Consider the following 17,869-nt stretch of genomic DNA (forward strand, 5'->3'; position numbering starts at 1 on the left):
CCCACCGCTCAGGGCCGTGACCTATCCTCGGACCCGTGATCGTGGTCCTCATCGCTCTCCTCGTGGTCGTCATCGGCCTGGCGGCTGCGGTCGTCATCGGCCGGATCCCCGTCACGACGATGGACGACCCGACCGCCACCTCTGCGTTCGAGCCGCTCCCGGAGGGCCGGGTGACCGAGGACGACCTGGACGCGCTGCGGCTCGACCAGACGTTGCGCGGCTACCGGATGAGCCAGGTCGACGGTGTGCTGGACCGGCTGCGCGACGAGCTGTTGTCGCGGGACCGCGAGATCGAGCGGCTGCGGGCCGAGCTGGCCGGCCGGCCGGTCGGGTCCGCGTCGACCGACTGAGGCCCGCGTCATGGCTGTCGAGATCGTCCGCGAGACGAGCGCGCCCGTCGGGCGGGTCTGGTCGGTGCTCACCGACTGGCCCCGGCACGGTGCTCACGTGCCCCTCACCCGCCTGACCGTCACCGGGCCGCCCGGCGTCGGCCAGGAGATCGACGCCGCGACCCGTCTCGGTCCGTTCGCCTTCCACGACGTGATGCGCGTGGACGAGTGGGAGCCGCCGACCGACGGCAGCGCCGGTCACGTCGTGCTGACCAAGATCGGCCGGGTCCTCTCCGGCAGTGCCCGCATCGAGGTCGCGCCGCACGGCTCGGGTGCGCGCGTCGCCTGGGCCGAGCTGGTGCGTCCGCGCCCCGACCTGCTGGGGCGCGCCGTCGGCCCGATCGCCGACGTCGCCGCGCGGGTGCTCTTCGGTCGGACGGTCGACGGGTTGCTGCGGGAGGCCGCCGAGTGAGCGTCCCGGACGGCATCGTCATCGGTCCGGACGAGCTGCCCCGCTGCGCGTGGGCGGGCTCCACGCCGGACTACCTGGAGTACCACGACCACGAGTGGGGCGTCCCCGTGCACGGCGAGAGCGCCCTGTACGAGCGCGTCACCCTCGAGGCCTTCCAGTCCGGTCTGGCGTGGATCACGATCCTGCGCAAGCGCCCGGCGTTCCGGGCGGCCTTCGCCGACTTCGACGCCGACACGGTGGCCTCGTACGACGAAGGGGACGTCGAGCGGCTGATGAGCGACGCGTCGATCGTCCGCAACCGCCGCAAGATCGACGCGGCGGTCACCAACGCCCGCGCCGTCGTCCGGCTGCGGGAGGACGGCGGCCTCGACCACGTGGTCTGGTCCCACCGGCCGGCCTCTCACCGGCCACCGCGGACCCTCGCCGATGCCGCGACGACCACCCCGGAGTCCGTTGCGCTCGCCCGCACGCTGAAGAAGGCGGGCTTCGCGCACGTCGGACCCACGACCATGTACGCCGCCATGCAGGCGTGCGGCCTGGTCGACGACCACCTGGCAGGCTGCTTCCGCAGCACGGGAGCCCGATCATGAGCAGCACTGTCCTGGCGCAGCCGCGAGCGGCCCACGAGATGACCGACCGGGCCCGCCTGGTCGCCACCCGCTTCCTCCCGATGGTCGTGGTCGCCTACCTGTTCTTCCGGCTGCTGTCGGCGCTGCTGATGATCTGGCTGGCGCGCCACCAGGTGCCCGAGGGCGTCCCGTTCGGCCCCGAGAACGGCTCGACCACGACGTACTGGGACATGACCCGCATGTGGGACGGCCGCTGGTACGAGACGGTGGTGCGCGAGGGCTACCCCGACCAGCTGCCGGTCGTGAACGGCGCGCTCCAGCAGAACCAGTGGGCGTTCTACCCGCTGTTCCCGGAGATCACCAAGCTGCTGATGTCGGCGACCGGCCTGTCCTTCGGCGTCGTCGGCTCCACGTTCTCGCTCGTGCTCGGCACCGCCGCCGCCGCCGTGATGGGCGTCCTGCTACGGGATCGCGTCGGACCGGTCGTCGCGCTCGCCGCCGTCTGCGTGTACGCCGCGTCGCCGCCCTCCCCGTCGCTGCAGATGGCCTACACCGAGTCGCTGGCCATGCTGCTGCTGTGCGGGTTCCTGCTCGCGATCCAGCGTGAGCAGTGGGCGGTGGCGGCCTCGCTCGCCCTGCTCACCGGACTCACCCGCCCGATCGCGCTGCCCCTCGGACTGGTCGCGCTGGTGGCCGTCATCGTTCGCTGGCGCCGGCGTGCGGACCGACCGGTGCACCCCTCCGAGATCGTCGGGATGCTGGCGGCGCTGGCCTCCTGCGGGGTGGCGGGTCTGATGTGGCCGGCCATCGCCTGGTCGCAGACCGGCAGCTCCTCCGCGTACACCGACACGATGGGCACCTGGCGGGTCGGCGGCGTGGTCAAGCCGTTCGAGCCGTGGTGGAACAACTCGGCCGCCGCGCTCGGCCCGTTCTGGGGACGCTTCGCGCTGATCGCCTTCGTCGTCGGCGTCCTCGTCGCGATGCTCGGCCCCTGGGCCCGTGCACTCGGCCCGGTCATGCGGACCTGGGTGCTGGGGTACCTGCTCTACCTCGGCGCCGTGCTCGACCCGTGGACCAGCATCTACCGGTACCTGCTGTTCGTGTTCCCGCTGGCGGTCGTGATGATCGGTGGTGGCTGGTCGCCCGACGACCCGCGAGCGGCGCGCTACCGGTTCGTCGGGCTCCGCACCGTGGTGCTCGTCCTGCTCGGCCTCGGCTGGCAGGTGTGGTGGGGCTGGGAGCTGCTGCGCTTCATCCCGCCCGCCGACAACCCGATCTAGTTCTTCTCGCCGATCTCACCGACGCACCCCGCTGGTCGAGCCGGGACGAGCCGACGACTCCGCTGGTTGAGCCGGGACGAGCCGACCACCCCCGCTGGTTGAGCCGGGGCGAGGAGACCACCCCCGCTGGTTGAGCCGGGGCGAGGCGACCACCCCGCTGGTTGAGCCGGGGCGAGGCGAAGCCGAGGCCCGAGTCGAAACCCGGTGAGTCATGGGGAGACTCCGACAGACGCTGCGCGGATGCTTCCCCGAGTGTGATGAGTGACCGCTCGGGTCGGTTGTTCGGGCTCGCAGGCTCGGTCGGGCTCCATGAGTGACCGCTCGGGACGGTTTTGGCCCCGAACCGGCCGTGGGCGGTGAGCCGGCCCACCAGGTTCCGGCTCAGCGGCCGTGGAAGGTGGGCTTCTCCTTGGCCAGGAAGGCCTCGACGGCACCGGCGTGGTCCTCGGTCTTGCCGGTCAGCGTCATCAGCTCGCCCTCGTACGCGAGCGACTCGGCGAGGTCGTGCGACGCGGAGTGGTCGATCGCGCGGCGCACCGACCCGTACGCGATGGTCGGCCCGTCGGCGAGCCGGCTCGCCAGCTCGCCGACGGTGGCGTCCAGCCGATCGGCCGGGACGACCGTCGTGGCGAGACCGAGCTCGAGCGCCTCCTGCGCGGGCACCGTACGCGGCATGAGCAGCAGCTCCTTGGCCTTGGCGGTGCCGACGAGGCGGGGGAGCGTCCAGGACGAGCCGGTGTCACAGGACAGTGCGATCCCGGTGAAGGCGAGGTTGAAACCGGCGCTGTCGGCGAGGACCCGCAGGTCGCAGGCGAAGGCGAGCGACGCGCCGGCGCCCGCGGCGACACCGTTGAGCGCCGCGATCACCGGTTTGTTCATGGTGGCGACGAGGGTGACGATCGGGTTGTAGTGGTCCCGGACCGTCCGGAACAAGTCGTCCGACTGCGCCTTCAGCAGACCGACGTGCTCCTTGAGATCCTGCCCGACGCAGAACGCCCGCCCCGACCCGGTGAGCACGACCGCGCGGACGTCGGCGTCCTCCGCCACCTCCTGCAGGGCGCTCAGCAGCGCCTCCTTGGTGGGGACGTCGAGGGAGTTCATCGCGTCGGGGCGGTTCAGGCGGACGGTGGCGACGCCGCCGTCGCGGGTCACCAGGACAGGACCGTCGGACATGGCTTCTCGTGCTCCTTCGCGGGTGGGATCAGTCGGACGACTGTAGAGCGGCGCGCGCCGGGGAGGTGGCATCGGGTTCGCCCGCCAGGCAGGCGTCGACGAACGTCGAGGCCGCCGGCCGCAGGGCCTGGGTCAAGCGGTCGAACCGCTGCGCGGCGGCGTGCCCCGGCCAGTCCGCCGGCAGCACCTGGGCCGGCAGACCCGGATCGCTGAACAGGAACTTGCGCCACTCGTGCACCAGGTCGGTCCGGACCGCGAACGCCTGCTCCGGCTGCCGGGTCAGCGCGGGCACCTCGTCGGTGAGCCGGTCGGCGGAGCGGATGAAGCCGTCGTAGGCGCGGGCCAGACCCTGCAGGTCCCATAGGTCGCGGGCCAGGCCGTCGCCGTCCCCGGACAGGCGGCCCTCGAAGGAGTGGGCGGGCTGACCCTCCAGGGCGGTGTCCAGCTCCCCGCTCACGCGCGGCCCGACCCAGGTGTCGGCGGCCATCCGCGCGTACCCGAGGTAGCCGAGCGAGGCGCTGATGCGGTCGCGCCGCCGGCGGTCGGCGACGTGCTCGCACACGACGACGTGCCAGGTGCCGTTCCAGGGCTGCTCGGTGGTGCGGTAGATGCGGTCCCAGGCGGACCGGAGCCGTCGCTCGGCTCGGGGCGTCGCGGCGTACCCGCGGATCCCCTCCCGCTCCTCCGGCTCGAGCCACCCCTCGCGGGAGAGCCGGGAGACGGCCGTACGGACGGCCGGTGCGGCGACGTCGACGGCGGCCAGGAGGCGGACGACGGAGGCGATGGGTGCCCAGCCGCCGCGAGCGGCGAGATGATCGCCGTAGAGGTCGAACACGGCGGCGCGGGCGTGCATGGGGACAGTGTGCCGGACCGGTCGGACGCGGCGACGGATCGCCCGACCTCGACCACGGCGGAACGGGAAAGATCGAGGGACCCCGCGATTTCCCACGGGCGTCGCGGCAGGCGATAATAGGTCAACACTTGAGCGCATCAGCTGGGCAGCCAGCAGGCAACCTCCGCGTGGCGATGCGTTCAGACTGCAAGCCACGCGATCCGAAAGGGAGTTCCCATGGCGGCGATGAAGCCCAGGACCGGCGACGGTCCCCTCGAGGTCACCAAGGAGGGCCGCAGCATCCTGCTGCGCATGCCCCTCGAAGGTGGCGGGCGTCTGGTGGTCGAGATGAACGCCGATGAGGCCGCGGCCCTCGGTGAGGCCATCAAGGGCTGCATCGGCTGACACCCGGTCCGACGCGAACCCCGGTCGCCTGAGGCGACCGGGGTTCGCGCTGTCCGGGAGGATGGCAGGATCGCCGCGTGGACACCTCTCGTTGCCTCGCCGTCGTCCAGGCGGGTGGTCAGGGCTCGCGGATGGAGGTCCTCACCCGCGAGCGCGCCAAGCCCGCCCTGCCGTTCGCCGGCTCCTACCAGCTGGTCGACTTCCCCCTGTCGAACCTGCACCACAGCGGGATCGATCGGGTGTGGCTGTGCCTGCAGTACCAGGCGGACTCGCTGCACGACGTGGTCGCGAACGGGCGGCCCTGGGATCTGGACCGCACCCGCGGCGGGCTCCGGCTGGTCTTCCCCCAGGAGGAGCCGGGCTCGGCCGAGGACCACGGCTTCGCGACCGGTAACGCCGATCAGCTGTTCCGGATCCGCGCCGACATCGGCCGGGCCGGCGTGGACGCGGTGCTGGTGATGAGCGCGGACCACGTCTACCAGCTGGACTACACCGAGGTGCTGCGCACCCACCTGGACGCGGGGGCCGAGTGCACGGTGGTGACGACCACGTGCGGCAAGCAGGAGGCGTCCTCCCACGCGACCGTGGTCGCCGACGACCGGGGCCGGGTCAGCGACATCGCGTACAAGCCTGAGAAGCCGACCACCACGGTGATCGCGACGGAGGTGTTCGTCTACGACGCCGCGCTCCTGGTCCAGGCGCTGGAGGAGCTCCAGTCACGCACGACGCACGACGCCGAGGACGGCGACACCGGCCTGGGTGACTTCGGTGAGCACCTGCTCCCGTGGTTCGTCGATCGCGGCAAGACCGTCGCCCACGCCATGGACGGCTACTGGATGGACGTCGGCCGCCCGGAGACCTACTTGCAGGCCCACCGCGATCTGATCGAGGGACACGTCGACGTCTTCCGGGCCGACCGGCCGGTCCTCACCCAGCAGCCGCAGCGTGCACCGGCGTGGATCGCCGAGGGCAGCACGGTCGTCGACGGGCTCGTCAGCAACGGCTGCCGCATCGAAGGTACGGTCCGGCGCAGCGTGCTGGGTCCGGGCGTGGTGGTCGAGCGCGGCGCGGAGGTGACGGACTCGGTGATCTTCCGCGACACCGTCGTCCGTGCGGGTGCCCGAGTGTCGTGGTCGATCGTGGACGAGGAGGTGGTCGTCGGCCGGGATGCGAGCGTCGGTGGTCGTCCGCGCGGTCGCCCGGTGGAGTCCGAGCGGATCACCCTGGTCGGCGCCCGGGTCCGGGTGACCGGCGGCCACGACGTTCCCCTGGGAGCCCGGGTCGAGCCGGGCCGGCGGGTCTGAGCCGCCTCAGCGCTTGACGGCGGTCAGCAGGCCGTCGCCGACGGGCAGCAGCGACACCACGAGCCGCTCGTCGTCCCGCAGCTGCTTGCCGAGGTCGCGCAGCACGACGGTGGTCTGGTCGCGCACCGCGGGGTCGGCCACCCGGTCGTGCCACAGCATGTTGTCGATCGCGAGCACACCGCCGCGGCGCAGCAGCCGGACCGCCTGCTCGACGTACTGCGGGTACTCCGGCTTGTCGCCGTCGACCAGCACCAGGTCGTACGCGCCGTCCGCCAGCCGCGGCAGGACCTCCAGGGCGCTGCCGGAGATCGTGCGGGTGCGCTGGGAGGCGATGCCGGCCTCGGCGTACGCCTGCTTGGCCGCCCGCTGGTGCTCCGGCTCGATGTCGATGGTGGTGAGCACGCCGTCGGCCGGCATGCCCCGCAGCAACCACAGCCCGGAGGTCCCCGCACCGGTGCCGATCTCGACCACGGCTCGCGCCGCGACCGCCGCCGCGAGCATGCTCAACGCCGCGCCGGTCCCCGGGGAGACCGGCGTGCACCCGAGCTCGCCGCCGCGCCGCCGGGCGGTCTCGATGACCTCCGGCTCCAGCGGGAACTCCTCGGCGTACGCCCACGTTCCAGGCTTCATGGTGCTCATGGCGACGACTGTAGCCGCGCCCCTCATCCACGGACGCACCCCAGGTTCCCCCCAGACAACGCCCAGGTTGACCCGCGACGATGCGGGTACGAGACGGACACGTCCCGTACGGCGCGGGGGCGCCGAGTGTGGAAGAGGTGAGCCGATGAGCAGCAGCGACGTGACCACGGTCGCCGGGGTGCGACCGACCCGCACCGAGGTGCCGGACGAGGCCCCGCCGGGGTGGGAGCCCCCGTCCTGGGAGGAGATCGTCACCGAGCACTCGGCGCGTGTCTACCGCCTGTCCTACCGCCTCACCGGCAACGTCCATGACGCCGAGGACCTCACGCACGACGTGTTCGTCCGGGTGTTCCGCTCCCTGCACTCCTACCGCCCCGGCACCTTCGAGGGTTGGCTGCACCGCATCACGACCAACGTCTTCCTGGACAAGATGCGCCGAAAGCAGCGCATCCGGTTCGACGCGCTCGCCGACGACGCGGCCGCGCGGCTGCCGAGCCGCGACGCGACTCCGGAGCAGCAGTACGCCGACACCCACTTCGACGACGACGTCCAGCGCGCCTTGGACGCGCTGGCGCCGGAGTTCCGCGCCGCGGTCGTGCTGTGCGACATCGAGGGACTGTCCTACGACGAGATCGCGACCACCCTCGGCATCAAGCTGGGCACCGTTCGCTCCCGCATCCACCGTGGTCGGGCGCAGCTGCGTGAGGCGCTCGCGCACCGGGCGCCGACGCGTCCGGTCCGCTCGCCCCTCATGGGCGGCACACCTCTGGGTACGGGACGCGTGGTGACCGGGACGAGCTGATGGCCAGACGCGATCACCACCTGGGCGAGGCGGTCCACGACTACGTGGACGGCCTGCTCGGCGTCGAGCAGACACTGCGCGTCGAGCAGCACCTTCTGGTGTGCACCATGTGCCGCGCTCAGGTCGAGCAGCATCGCGCTCTGACCGAGAGCCTGCGTTCCTTCCGACCCGACCCGCGACGGCAGCAGGACCTCATGGCCGGCCTGCTCGGTCTGGCGGAGCAGCAGCCGTCGGCCGAGCCGGTCCGGGCGCCGGCGCCACCTCGCCGCGTGCCGACTCTGGTCACCGCGGACGCACCGCCCCAGTACGAGTCCGTCCGCCAGCACCCCCTGCTGCTCGCTCTCGTGGCCGTCGCCGGCTGCGTCGGCGTGACCCTGGTCGCGGTGAGCCTTCCCACCCGGGTGCAGGCGACGCCGACCGGCGTCACCTCCGTTCCTGCCACCGTCCGGCTCAGCAACCCGTCCAAGGCCGCCACCTCGGCCGTGACCGTCGGACGGGTCGTACCGGTGGCCGTCGCCCGTGCCGAGAGCGACGCGCAGGACGCGGTGCGGGCCTCGGTGACGCATCCGTTCGTGCACCGCACGACGGTCCGGGTGCCCTGAGCCGTCGGGCCCTGCGGCAGAATCGCGGTATGACCGAGCACGGAGGCCACGCGTCCGCGGGTGAGGGCTCTTCCACGGAGCCGATCGACATCGAACGCACCGACGCGAGCCGCATCGCACCGCCTGGGCGTGCCCACGCGGCACCCGGTCAGCACGCCGCGGGCCAGGCCGCAGGCCCGGGCTGGCAGCAGGGACCACCCCCGCAGCGGCCCGTCCCGCAGCAGCCTCGCCCGCCCCAGCAGCCCGTACCGCCGCCGTACAGACCCACGCCGTACGCACCGCCGGGCTACCAGCCCGGCCGTCCAGGTCCGTCCCCGTACGGCGGGTGGGGTCCCGGCCCGGCGCCCGCGCCCCTCGGTCAGGGACCGTACGCCGGGCCGCAGCCGCGCCGCCGCACCGGCGCCCTGGTCGGAGGCGCCATCGGCCTGACCCTGCTGGCCGGCGCGGTCGGCGGGGCCGCCGGGTACGCCGTCGGTCAAGGGGAGAACGGCCAGCACACGACGCCGGTCGTGACCGCAGCGGCCGGTTCGGCTGCGCCGGTCGCCGACGTGGCCAAGGCCGTCCTGCCGAGCGTCGTGACCCTCAAGGTCGCCGACGCCGGCGAGAAGTCCGGCGGTACGGGGTCGGGCTTCGTGATGCGGGCGGACGGCTACATCGTCACCAACAACCACGTGGTCTCGGCCGGTGGTGCCAACGGGCACATCACGGTGCTGTTCTCCGACGGCAGCGAGGTGCCGGGCAAGCTGGTGGGCAAAGACGCCTCGTACGACCTCGCCGTCGTGAAGGTCAACAAGCCCGGGCTGGCGGCCGTGCCGTTCGGTGAGTCGAAGTCGGTGTCCGTCGGTGACCCGGTGATCGCCGTCGGCTCTCCGCTCGGCCTCGACAGCACGGTCACGACCGGCATCGTGAGCGCTCTCAACCGGCCCGTGTCGCCGGGTGGCACCGACGACCAGCAGTCCTACATCAACGCGATCCAGACCGACGCCGCGATCAACCCGGGCAACTCCGGCGGACCGCTGCTGGACCGCGCCGGCCGGGTCGTGGGGGTCAACTCGGCGATCGCCCGGATCCCCGGCGGCCAGTCCGAGGAGAGCGGGAGCATCGGCGTCGGGTTCGCGATCCCGTCCGACCAGACCCGGCGGACGGCCGAGCAGCTGATCCGGACGGGCAAGGCGCAGCACCCGATCATCGGGGCGTTCGTCGACCAGGCCTACACCGGCGAGGGCGCCAAGATCTCGGGCGACAACGGTCAGCCCGCGGTCAGCCCCGGCGGTCCTGCGGCCAAGGCCGGGCTCAAGGCCGGCGACGTGATCCTGCAGATCGATGGGCAGAAGGTCCGCAGCGCCAAGCAGCTCATCGTGACGATCCGCGCCAGGCAGGTGGGAGACACGGTCGCGCTGTTGGTACGGTCCGGTGGCCAGGAACGCACGGTCCGGGTGACGCTGGCCGGAGCCGGCGGATGACGCGACCGCAACGCCCGCAGGGGGTCTGATCGGTGTTCGGGATCAACACCTGGGAGTTCTTCGCACTCCTGGTCCTGGCCATGCTCGTCATCGGCCCGGACCGGCTGCCGGAGTACGTCGGCAGGCTGCGCGACTGGATCCGTCAGGCCCGGGACATGGCGGAGGGTGCCAAGTCGCAGCTGCGCGACCAGATGGGTCCGGAGTACCGGGACATCGACTGGAGCCAGTACGACCCCCGGCAGTACGACCCGCGCAAGATCGTGCGCCAGGCCCTCCTGGACGAGCCGGCCGACGAGGTACCGGCGGCACCGGAGGAGGCTCCGACGGCCCCCGAGGCGCCGATCGCCGTCCCCTTCGGCCAGCCGTACGACCCCGACCGGGTCACCCCGTGGGACGCCGACGCGACGTAGGGGCCGGAATAGCCCTTTCGCGCGGTGGGTTCCCGCAGGTATGGCACACGAGCTGACCACGACCTGGGGCGATCCGGAGGTCATCCGGCGCGTGCTCGCACGCGGTGAGACCTGGGCGGTGGTGGGCCTGTCCGAGAACCCCAGCCGTGCCGCGTACGGCGTCTCGAAGCTGTTGCAGCGCAACGGCAAGCGCATCGTCCCGGTGCACCCCAAGGCGCAGACGGTGCACGGTGAGCAGGGGTATGCGCGCCTGAGCGACATCCCGTTCCCGGTCGACGTGGTCGACGTCTTCGTCAGGTCCGGCCTGGCGGGTGACGTGGCCGACGACGCCTTGCAGATCGGTGCGCGGGCGGTGTGGTTCCAGCTCGGCGTCGTCGACCCGGCGGCCTACGACCGGGTCACGGCCGCCGGCGTCGACATGGTGATGGACCGGTGCCCGGCCATCGAGTGGCCTCGGCTGGGCCCCAACGTCGCCTGAGGGTCAGCGTCCGGCCGGAGTGAGGCCGAGCGAGCGACCGGCGAGACCGCGGGCGCGCGCCCCCAGGCCCTTGGCGATGCCGCGAAGGGCCACCGCCGCCGCACTGGTCGGCTCGCCGAGGACGACGGGAGTGCCGGCGTCGGCGCCCTCGCGCAGACGGACGTCGAGCGGGATCTGACCCAGCAGCGGCACCTCGGCGCCGATGGAGCGGGTGAGGCTCTCAGCGACCGTACGACCGCCGCCGGCCCCGAAGAGCTCCTGGCGGGTGCCGTCCGGCAGCTCCAGCCACGACATGTTCTCGATGACGCCGGCGACCCGCTGCTTGGTCTGCAGGGCGATCGCACCAGCACGCTCGGCCACCTCGGCGGCGGCCTGCTGCGGTGTGGTGACCACCAGGATCTCCGCGCCGGGGATCAGCTGGGCGACGGAGATCGCGATGTCACCGGTGCCCGGCGGCAGGTCGAGCAGGAGGACGTCCAGGTCACCCCAGAAGACGTCGGCGAGGAACTGCTGCAGCGCCCGGTGCAGCATCGGCCCGCGCCACACCACCGGCTGGTTGCCGGGGACGAACATGCCGATCGAGATGACCTTCACGTCGTGGCTGATCGGCGGCAGGATCATGTCGTCGACCTGGGTGGGGCGCTGCTCGACGCCGAGCATGCGGGGGACCGAGAAGCCGTACACGTCCGCGTCGACGACACCGACCGACAGGCCCTGCTCGGCGAGCGCGGCGGCCAGGTTGACCGTGACCGAGGACTTGCCGACCCCGCCCTTGCCGGACGCGACGGCGTACACCCGCGTGAGTGAGCCGGGCTTGGCGAACGGGATCTCCCGCTCGGCCGCCCCGCCACGCAGCTGCTCCTTCAGGGCCGTGCGCTGCTCGTCGGTCATGACCCCGAGACGGACCTCGACGCCGGTGACGCCCTCGACGGACTGGACGGCCTGCGTGGTGCGCTCGGTCAGCGTCGCCTTGAGCGGGCAGCCCGAGATCGTGAGCAGCACGGTGACCCGCACGTGGCCGGAGTCGGAGATCTCGACCGCGTCGACCATGCCGAGCTCGGTGATGGGCTTCTTGATCTCGGGGTCGTCGACGGTGGCGAGTGCGGCCAGGACAGCGTCCTGAGTGGGTGCTGCAGACATGTACTCCATGGTAAGTCGCGTCCGGGGCACGCTCTTACGCGGTGGGCCTGTCCTGCTCCGCGGGCCCCTCGACCTCGGCTCGCAGGTACCCCCGCTCCTCCATCTCCTCCAGCAGCGAGCGCAGCTCGGAACGGACGAAGTCGCGGGTCGCGGTGTCGCGCATCGCCAGCCGGAGCGAGGCGACCTCGCGGGTGAGGAACTCGGTGTCGGCGAGGTTGCGCTCGTCCCGTGCCCGGTCCTGCTCGAGGCCGACCCGGTCGCGGTCGTCCTGGCGGTTCTGGGCGAGCAGGATGAGCGGCGCGGCGTACGAGGCCTGCAACGAGAGGATCAGCGTGAGCAGGGTGTAGTTGAGCGACCGCGGGTCGAACTGGGCGGCCTCGGGCGCGAAGGTGTTCCACGCCAGCCACACCGCGACGAAGATCGTCATCCAGATCAGGAAGGTCGCCGTGCCCATGAACCGGGCGAACTTCTCGCTCCAGACGCCGAATCGTTCGGAGCTGATGGGGACGGTGGGGAAGAGGCGGCGGCGCAGCTCGCGCGGCTGGTCCAGGCGGCTCACCTCGCGGCGGGCGCCGGCCCTCAGCCGGGTCCGGTCCGCCTTGAGCTCCTTGTCACGCTCGCGGGTGCGTTCCTGCGCAGGACGCTCGGTCACGGGTCACCTCCTTCGTCGTCACGCTGAGCTGGGTTGTCCGGGGCGGATCTCGTGGCGTTCCTCGCGCCAGTCCTCGGGGAGGATGTGGTCGAGCACGTCGTCGACGGTGACGGCGCCGAGCAGCCGGCCGTCCGCGTCGACCACCGGCATGCCGACCAGGTTGTACGTCGCGAGCGTCCGGGTCACCTCGCCGAGCGGTGCGTCGGGGAGGATCGGCTCGACGGTCTTGTCGATGACCTGCCCGACTGCCGTGTGCGGTGGCTCGCGCAGCAGCCGCTGGGTGTGGACCATCCCGACGTAGCGACCGGTCGGCGGCTCGATCGGCGGCCGGCACACGTAGACCGACGCGGCGAGCGCAGGCGCGATCTCCTCCCGCCGGACCAGCGCGAGCGCCTCGGCGATGGTGGCCTCCGGTCCGAGGATCACCGGCTCGGTCGTCATCAGACCGCCGGCGGTGTTCTCGTCGTACGCGAGCAGCCGGCGCAGCGGGGCGGCCTCGTCCGGCTCCATGAGCTGCAGCAGCTCCTCGGCCTGCTCCGGCGGCAGGTCCGCCAGCAGGTCGGCGGCGTCGTCGGGCTCCATCGCCTCCAGGACGTCGGCGGCGCGGTCGGTGCCGAGACCGGCGATGATCTCGACCTGGTCGTCCTCGGGGAGCTCCTCGAGGACGTCGGCGAGCTTCTCGTCGTCCAGCGCGGCGGCGACCTCGGCCCGGCGCTTGGGGTTGAGGTCGTGGATGACCTCGGCGAGGTCGGCCACCCGCAGGTCGTCGTAGGTCTCCAGGAGTCGCTCGGCGCTCTGCGCCGCCGGCTGCTCGTGCAGGCCCGACACGTCGGTGATGTCGACCAGGGCGGTGGCTCCGGTACGGCGGCGGGTCAGCCGGGAGACCGCGCGCGTGGCCGTGGACGCATCGCCGCGACGACGGACGAAGACCTTGACGGCCATCCAGTCCCGACGCGCGTTCTGCTCGATCGCGACGTCCTCGACGACGCCCTCGTAGTCACCGTCGGGGGAATGCACCACCACGCCGCGGTCCAGGACCTCGGCGAGCACCAGCGTCTCGTTCGCTCGCTGCTCGAACCGCCGCATGTTGACCAGACCGGTCGTGATCACCGCGCCGGCGTCGATGGAGGTCACGCGGGTCATCGGCACGAACACCCGGCGTCGGCCGGGCACCTCGGTCACCAGGCCGATGGCTCGCGCCCGCTGCGGGCCGGCGAACATGACGACGACGTCGCGCACCCGACCCACCTGGTCACCCAGCGGGTCGAAGACCTTGAGCCCGGCCATCCGGGCGACGAAGACGCGACTCGTGCTCATCCCGGACAGGCTATCCAGAGGGCACACGGGAATCCGGCACCCGGTCGACCTCGGGTCACCGCGTCACCGCGTCCGTGGGCAGCGGGGGAGCAGCGCCGGACTCCTCCTCGCCTGCCGCGCCGATCTCGGTCTGGGCGACGTCCGGCTCGAGCGCGAGCACCCGGGCGTGCTCGGCCCAGTGGTCGACGAGCCGGTCCTGGGGCACGGAGGAGTTCAGCCGGCTCGACCTGAGGGCGGCCGTCGCTGCGGCCCACTCGGCGTCGTCGGCACCGATGCGCCGGACGGCGGCGGGCACCGTCAGCAGTCGCGCCCGGGAGTCCTTGGAGCGCAGCACCAGCCACACCCGCTCCGGCAGCTCAGGGAGCGGCTGCTCGCCCGGCCCGCTGACGACGTAGGCGGTGCCTTCCACGCTGGCGTGCCAGACCGGCCAGGTGCGCTCCTCGGTCCGGATCCACAGGAGCCCCGACTTGCTGAGCGCCTCCTGGACCAGACGGTCGGCGGGGGTCGTGGTCGGCGCGGCGTCGGAGGTGGGGCTCATGCCCGGATCGTACGGCGAGGAGGGCAGCGTGACCGAGGTCACGGTCATACGATTCGTTACTTTTCGAGTTCGAAATATAAACTGGTGCACAAGCGTTGGAGCGGATGAACAACCAAGGAATCGGAGGAGATCGTGAACACCACCGCGATGTACACCCACGGCGGCCGGGCGCTCGTCGAGGCGATGGACAAGCACCGCACCGAGCGTGCTCGTCGGATCATCGGACGCCGTCGCTGAGCGCAGCAGCAACCGTATGAGCCCCCTGCCCGAGGCAGGGGGCTTCTTGCATCCCGGCCCGGTATCAAGGGGTGACCGCGAACCTCCTAAGGTCACGGTCAGGACACGGCAGATTTTTCCCAGGATCGTCGTGCAACGTCGGGGGCGGGTACGGCGTCCTGGTCGTTGAGGGTCGGGGAGGACCGTCACTACCGGCATCCGGGCCGGGCGTTGACTTCGAAGGGCAGAGGAACGATGACGAACATCAAGATCGATCGGCGCCAGGCGCTGCAGGGCGCCGCGGTAGCCGGGACAGTGGGGGCGATCGGTATCGCCACGGCAGGACGCGCCGACGCGGCCGTCCGTCCGACGGCGGCACCCGCGTCGGCGCCGACCGCCGTGGTCGCCGCGACTTATCCGACGCTGAAGCGCGGCAGTACCGGTACCGCGGTCAAGGACCTGCAGACCAAGCTGTCGGGCGCGGGCTACTGGCTCGGGTCGGTGGACGGATCCTTCGGCCACCTGACCCAGCAGGCGGTGTGGGCGATCCAGAAGTACTGGGGTCTGTCCCGCGACGGTGTGGTCGGCCCGCTCACCTGGGGCAAGGTCAACCTGCGCCAGCGGCCGAAGTCGCGCTACACGACGACGCGCATCGAGGTGGACAAGGCGCGTCAGCTGATGTTCGTCGTCTCCTCGGGAGCGGTGCAGCTGTGCCTCAACACCAGCACCGGTGCGAACAAGCCGTTCGAGAGCGGCGGCCACTGGTACGACGGTCGGACGCCCAGCGGCACCTTCAAGGTCTTCCGCTACGTCCCGGGGTGGTACCACGGAGCGCTCGGCGACCTCTACCGTCCGATGTTCTTCAACGGCGGCATCGCGATCCACGGCTCCACGAGCATCCCGCCGTACAACGCCTCGCACGGCTGCTGCCGGCTGAGCACCGCCGCGCAGGACACGATCATCGCGCGCGGCGCCCTGAAGATCGGCGCCACCGTCACGGTCTACTGACCGGAACGACCAGCGACGTCCCGAGGGCCGCTCCGACGCTGTCGGGGCGGCCCTCGGCCGTCGTCAGGAGGCGCTCGCCGTGGAAGACTCCGAGGATGAGCACCCCAGGCATGTCATCGATGCGGCCGCCGTCCGGCGGTCTGACGCTGGAGTACCCGATGTCTCTCGGCGTCTTCGACCAGTACGTCGACGCGCAGCAGGCGGTCGACTACCTGTCCGATCATGAGTTCCCGGTCCAGAACTGCATGATCGTCGGCACCGAGCTCAAGCAGGTCGAGCGCGTCACAGGCCGGCTCACGTGGGGGCGGGTCATCCTGGGCGGCGTGCTGTCCGGCGTGTGGCTCGGCGCCTTCGTCGGCCTGATCTTCGCGCTGTTCAGCAACGGCTCGGACACCTTCGCGATGGTCATCTCGACGATGATCTTCGGCGCGATCTTCGGAGCCGTCTGGGCAGCCATCGGTTACGGCGTCACCCGTGGTCAGCGCGACTTCACCTCGATCAGCCAGGTGGTCGCCACCAAGTACGAGGTCCTGGTGGAGCACAAGTTCGCCCAGCAGGCACGCGACCTGCTGGCGCAGCGGCCCGGTGCGGGTCCGACGCTGACCTGAGGATCGTCCGGGCACCCCGTGCGCGATCGGCGACGGGATGCCCGGTCGATCGTCAGCGGGACCAGACGCCCTTGATCCAGGCCTCGACGTCGTCGGCCGACCGGGGCATGAAGCCGGACAGGTTCTCGCGGCCGTCCTCGGTGACGACGACGTCGTCCTCGATCCGGACGCCGATGCCGCGCAGCTCCTGCGGGACCAGCTCGTCGTCGGCCTTGAAGTAGAGCCCCGGCTCGACCGTCAGGACCATTCCGGGACGCAGCTCGCCCTCCATGTACTCCTCGCGGCGCGCGGCGGCGCAGTCGTGCACGTCCAGACCGAGGTGGTGGGACGTCCCGTGCACCATCCAGCGGCGGTGGTACTGCCCCTTCTCGGTGTCCAGGGTGTCCTCCACGGACACGCCGTCGGGCAGCAGCCCCCACTCGTACAGGTGCTCGGCGATCACGCGGATCGCGGCCGCGTGCACGTCGGAGAACGTGGCTCCCGGGCGGACGGCGGCGATGCCCGCCTCCTGCGCCGCGTACACCGCGTCGTACACCTTGCGCTGCGCCTCGGAGAACGTGCCGCTCACCGGCAGGGTGCGGGTGATGTCAGCGGTGTAGAGCGAGTCGACCTCGACGCCGGCGTCCAGCAGGAGCAGGTCACCCGGCTTGATGTCGCCGGTGTTCTTGATCCAGTGCAGCGTGTTCGCGTGATCGCCGGCCGCGCAGATCGAGTCGTAGCCGACGCCGTTGCCCTCGTGGCGGGCGTACAGGCCGAAGACGCCCTCGACCCAGCGCTCGCCGCGGCCCCGCTCGATCGCCTCGGGGAGGTCGGCGATGACCGCCTCGAACCCGTGCGAGGTCGCCTCGACGGCGTCGCGCATCTGCTGCACCTCCCACTCGTCCTTGACGAACCGCAGGCTGGACAGCTGGCGCGCGAACTCCGCGTCCAGCTCGCGCTGCTTCTCGGTGCGCTCGTCGGTCCGCGCCTCGGTCGCCCGGGCCCGGTCGACCACGTCGCGGACGTCGACGTCGGCCTCCCGCACCACGCGGACGGACACCGAGCCGGCGTCCTTGGCCACGTGGTCCTTGAGATCGTCGATGTGGCGGGCGGTGACCCCGAGCTCGGCCTCGGCGTCCTCGAGCGTCGGACGCGCGCCCACCCAGAACTCGCCGTAGCGGGAGTCACCGAAGAACTCCTCGGTGTCGCGGCCGGCCAGCGGCCGGAAGTACAGCACCGCCTCGTGGCCGGCGTCGTCGCCGTCCTCGTCGGTCTGCGGCTCCAGGACCAGCACCGCGTCCGGCTCGCGGTCGGCGCCGAGGCCGGTGAGGTGAGCGAACGCGCTGTGCGGGCGGAAGACGTAGTCGGTGTCGTTGCTGCGCACCTTCAAGCCGCCGGCCGGCACGACCAGACGCTCGCCGGGGAAGGCCGAGGAGACCTCGGCGCGCCGGGCAGCGGCGTACGCGGCGGCTTCGGCGCGCTGCGGACGCTCCTCGCTGCGCGGCGCCCACCCCTGGGCGACGAAGTCGCGGAATGCCTGGCTCGTCGGCCGGCTGCGGTGCTCGGGCTTGTGCTGTTCCTCACTCACGCGTCCATCGTCTCACTCGTCCCGCGCCTGCGGTGACGGCGGTGCGCAGGCTCAACTTGCTGGTC

At 71.8% G+C, this 17,869-nt stretch carries 21 protein-coding genes; 13 read left to right on the forward strand and 8 right to left on the reverse strand.

Annotated elements, in window-relative coordinates; genetic code table 11:
* Positions 1 to 35: 35 nt before the first annotated feature.
* From P4R38_RS12110 to P4R38_RS12125, 4 genes are read left to right on the forward strand one after another with little or no spacing between them, the layout of a single operon-like run.
* The gene (locus P4R38_RS12110) at positions 36 to 350 is read left to right on the forward strand and encodes a DivIVA domain-containing protein (protein ID WP_275238314.1); all 315 of its coding nucleotides are present in this window, start codon (positions 36 to 38) and stop codon (positions 348 to 350) included.
* Between the two features lie 10 nt (positions 351 to 360).
* The gene (locus P4R38_RS12115; RefSeq protein WP_277192361.1) at positions 361 to 801 is read left to right on the forward strand and encodes an SRPBCC family protein; all 441 of its coding nucleotides are present in this window, start codon (positions 361 to 363) and stop codon (positions 799 to 801) included.
* Entirely contained in the window at positions 798 to 1,391 is a 594-nt protein-coding gene (locus P4R38_RS12120) for a DNA-3-methyladenine glycosylase I (RefSeq protein WP_275238316.1), read from the forward strand. Before P4R38_RS12115 ends, P4R38_RS12120 begins: the two co-directional genes overlap by 4 nt.
* Positions 1,388 to 2,650 (forward strand): hypothetical protein, encoded by a 1,263-nt coding sequence (locus P4R38_RS12125; RefSeq protein WP_277192362.1) that lies wholly within the window; start codon positions 1,388 to 1,390, stop codon positions 2,648 to 2,650. Before P4R38_RS12120 ends, P4R38_RS12125 begins: the two co-directional genes overlap by 4 nt.
* Positions 2,651 to 3,031: 381 nt before the next feature.
* Here the strand turns inward: P4R38_RS12125 and P4R38_RS12130 are convergent, their stop codons facing one another.
* Both P4R38_RS12130 and P4R38_RS12135 read right to left on the reverse strand, forming a co-directional pair.
* Positions 3,032 to 3,823 carry an enoyl-CoA hydratase/isomerase family protein gene (locus P4R38_RS12130; RefSeq protein ID WP_277192363.1) on the reverse strand — a complete coding sequence of 264 codons (792 nt, stop codon included), beginning with the start codon at positions 3,821 to 3,823 and terminating at the stop codon, positions 3,032 to 3,034.
* Between the two features lie 28 nt (positions 3,824 to 3,851).
* Positions 3,852 to 4,676, reverse strand: a complete 825-nt coding sequence (locus tag P4R38_RS12135; RefSeq protein WP_277192364.1) for a PaaX family transcriptional regulator — start codon at positions 4,674 to 4,676, stop codon at positions 3,852 to 3,854.
* A 216-nt stretch (positions 4,677 to 4,892) separates the two neighbouring features.
* On the opposite strand from P4R38_RS12135, the gene P4R38_RS12140 reads away from it, so the two are divergent.
* Positions 4,893 to 5,060 (forward strand): DUF3117 domain-containing protein, encoded by a 168-nt coding sequence (locus tag P4R38_RS12140; RefSeq protein WP_275238320.1) that lies wholly within the window; start codon positions 4,893 to 4,895, stop codon positions 5,058 to 5,060.
* 77 nt (positions 5,061 to 5,137) lie between these two features.
* Positions 5,138 to 6,364, forward strand: a complete 1,227-nt coding sequence (locus P4R38_RS12145; protein ID WP_277192365.1) for a glucose-1-phosphate adenylyltransferase family protein — start codon at positions 5,138 to 5,140, stop codon at positions 6,362 to 6,364.
* Between the two features lie 6 nt (positions 6,365 to 6,370).
* Here the strand turns inward: P4R38_RS12145 and P4R38_RS12150 are convergent, their stop codons facing one another.
* Complete coding sequence (locus P4R38_RS12150; protein ID WP_275238322.1) at positions 6,371 to 7,003, reverse strand: O-methyltransferase; 633 nt, start codon at positions 7,001 to 7,003, stop codon at positions 6,371 to 6,373.
* 145 nt (positions 7,004 to 7,148) lie between these two features.
* Here P4R38_RS12150 and sigE point away from each other — a divergent pair, with 145 nt between their 5' ends.
* Genes sigE through P4R38_RS12175 form a run of 5 tightly spaced genes read left to right on the forward strand, consistent with a single transcriptional unit; the run spans position 7,149 to position 10,758 of the window.
* Positions 7,149 to 7,805, forward strand: a complete 657-nt coding sequence (gene sigE, locus P4R38_RS12155; protein ID WP_275238323.1) for an RNA polymerase sigma factor SigE — start codon at positions 7,149 to 7,151, stop codon at positions 7,803 to 7,805.
* Complete coding sequence (locus P4R38_RS12160) at positions 7,805 to 8,407, forward strand: anti-sigma factor family protein (RefSeq protein WP_277192366.1); 603 nt, start codon at positions 7,805 to 7,807, stop codon at positions 8,405 to 8,407. Before sigE ends, P4R38_RS12160 begins: the two co-directional genes overlap by 1 nt.
* Before the next feature lie 29 nt (positions 8,408 to 8,436).
* On the forward strand, positions 8,437 to 9,870 hold the full coding sequence (locus tag P4R38_RS12165) for a S1C family serine protease (protein WP_277192367.1): 1,434 nt from the start codon (positions 8,437 to 8,439) through the stop codon (positions 9,868 to 9,870).
* A gap of 32 nt (positions 9,871 to 9,902) precedes the next feature.
* Positions 9,903 to 10,280 carry a Sec-independent protein translocase family protein gene (locus tag P4R38_RS12170; protein WP_277192368.1) on the forward strand — a complete coding sequence of 126 codons (378 nt, stop codon included), beginning with the start codon at positions 9,903 to 9,905 and terminating at the stop codon, positions 10,278 to 10,280.
* A gap of 40 nt (positions 10,281 to 10,320) precedes the next feature.
* Entirely contained in the window at positions 10,321 to 10,758 is a 438-nt protein-coding gene (locus P4R38_RS12175) for a CoA-binding protein (RefSeq protein ID WP_277192369.1), read from the forward strand.
* Between the two features lie 3 nt (positions 10,759 to 10,761).
* Here the strand turns inward: P4R38_RS12175 and P4R38_RS12180 are convergent, their stop codons facing one another.
* The 4 genes from P4R38_RS12180 to P4R38_RS12195 all read right to left on the reverse strand — a co-directional run bounded on the left by P4R38_RS12180 (position 10,762) and on the right by P4R38_RS12195 (position 14,405).
* Positions 10,762 to 11,898, reverse strand: coding sequence for an Mrp/NBP35 family ATP-binding protein (locus P4R38_RS12180; RefSeq protein WP_277192370.1), 1,137 nt, complete (start codon positions 11,896 to 11,898; stop codon positions 10,762 to 10,764).
* Positions 11,899 to 11,932: 34 nt separating this feature from the next.
* Positions 11,933 to 12,481: a DUF1003 domain-containing protein gene (locus P4R38_RS12185; protein ID WP_409201261.1), complete on the reverse strand. Its 549-nt coding sequence runs from the start codon at positions 12,479 to 12,481 to the stop codon at positions 11,933 to 11,935.
* Between the two features lie 87 nt (positions 12,482 to 12,568).
* Positions 12,569 to 13,867, reverse strand: coding sequence for a magnesium transporter MgtE N-terminal domain-containing protein (locus P4R38_RS12190; RefSeq protein ID WP_275238329.1), 1,299 nt, complete (start codon positions 13,865 to 13,867; stop codon positions 12,569 to 12,571).
* A gap of 55 nt (positions 13,868 to 13,922) precedes the next feature.
* Positions 13,923 to 14,405 (reverse strand): hypothetical protein, encoded by a 483-nt coding sequence (locus P4R38_RS12195; RefSeq protein ID WP_277192371.1) that lies wholly within the window; start codon positions 14,403 to 14,405, stop codon positions 13,923 to 13,925.
* A 471-nt stretch (positions 14,406 to 14,876) separates the two neighbouring features.
* Between P4R38_RS12195 and P4R38_RS12200 the strand changes: the two genes are divergently transcribed.
* Together P4R38_RS12200 and P4R38_RS12205 are read left to right on the forward strand one after the other, a co-directional pair.
* The gene (locus P4R38_RS12200; protein WP_277192372.1) at positions 14,877 to 15,629 is read left to right on the forward strand and encodes a L,D-transpeptidase family protein; all 753 of its coding nucleotides are present in this window, start codon (positions 14,877 to 14,879) and stop codon (positions 15,627 to 15,629) included.
* Between the two features lie 95 nt (positions 15,630 to 15,724).
* Positions 15,725 to 16,237, forward strand: a complete 513-nt coding sequence (locus P4R38_RS12205) for a general stress protein (RefSeq protein ID WP_275238332.1) — start codon at positions 15,725 to 15,727, stop codon at positions 16,235 to 16,237.
* A 52-nt stretch (positions 16,238 to 16,289) separates the two neighbouring features.
* Here P4R38_RS12205 and P4R38_RS12210 read toward each other — a convergent pair whose 3' ends face one another.
* Positions 16,290 to 17,804, reverse strand: coding sequence for an aminopeptidase P family protein (locus P4R38_RS12210; protein ID WP_277192373.1), 1,515 nt, complete (start codon positions 17,802 to 17,804; stop codon positions 16,290 to 16,292).
* Positions 17,805 to 17,869: the final 65 nt, after the last annotated feature.

It is taken from the genome of Luteipulveratus flavus (assembly GCF_029439465.1).
Lineage (GTDB): Bacteria > Actinomycetota > Actinomycetes > Actinomycetales > Dermatophilaceae > Luteipulveratus > Luteipulveratus flavus.

Coding starts and splice junctions, on each gene's coding strand:
- P4R38_RS12115 (WP_277192361.1), top strand. CDS start 361: ATGGCTGTCGAGATCGTCCGCGAGACGAGCGCGCCCGTCGGGCGGGTC.
- P4R38_RS12125 (WP_277192362.1), top strand. CDS start 1,388: ATGAGCAGCACTGTCCTGGCGCAGCCGCGAGCGGCCCACGAGATGACC.
- P4R38_RS12130 (WP_277192363.1), bottom strand. CDS start 3,823: ATGTCCGACGGTCCTGTCCTGGTGACCCGCGACGGCGGCGTCGCCACC.
- P4R38_RS12135 (WP_277192364.1), bottom strand. CDS start 4,676: ATGCACGCCCGCGCCGCCGTGTTCGACCTCTACGGCGATCATCTCGCC.
- P4R38_RS12140 (WP_275238320.1), top strand. CDS start 4,893: ATGGCGGCGATGAAGCCCAGGACCGGCGACGGTCCCCTCGAGGTCACC.
- P4R38_RS12150 (WP_275238322.1), bottom strand. CDS start 7,003: ATGAGCACCATGAAGCCTGGAACGTGGGCGTACGCCGAGGAGTTCCCG.
- sigE (WP_275238323.1), top strand. CDS start 7,149: ATGAGCAGCAGCGACGTGACCACGGTCGCCGGGGTGCGACCGACCCGC.
- P4R38_RS12160 (WP_277192366.1), top strand. CDS start 7,805: ATGGCCAGACGCGATCACCACCTGGGCGAGGCGGTCCACGACTACGTG.
- P4R38_RS12165 (WP_277192367.1), top strand. CDS start 8,437: ATGACCGAGCACGGAGGCCACGCGTCCGCGGGTGAGGGCTCTTCCACG.
- P4R38_RS12175 (WP_277192369.1), top strand. CDS start 10,321: ATGGCACACGAGCTGACCACGACCTGGGGCGATCCGGAGGTCATCCGG.
- P4R38_RS12180 (WP_277192370.1), bottom strand. CDS start 11,898: ATGTCTGCAGCACCCACTCAGGACGCTGTCCTGGCCGCACTCGCCACC.
- P4R38_RS12190 (WP_275238329.1), bottom strand. CDS start 13,867: ATGAGCACGAGTCGCGTCTTCGTCGCCCGGATGGCCGGGCTCAAGGTC.
- P4R38_RS12195 (WP_277192371.1), bottom strand. CDS start 14,405: ATGAGCCCCACCTCCGACGCCGCGCCGACCACGACCCCCGCCGACCGT.
- P4R38_RS12200 (WP_277192372.1), top strand. CDS start 14,877: ATGACGAACATCAAGATCGATCGGCGCCAGGCGCTGCAGGGCGCCGCG.
- P4R38_RS12205 (WP_275238332.1), top strand. CDS start 15,725: ATGAGCACCCCAGGCATGTCATCGATGCGGCCGCCGTCCGGCGGTCTG.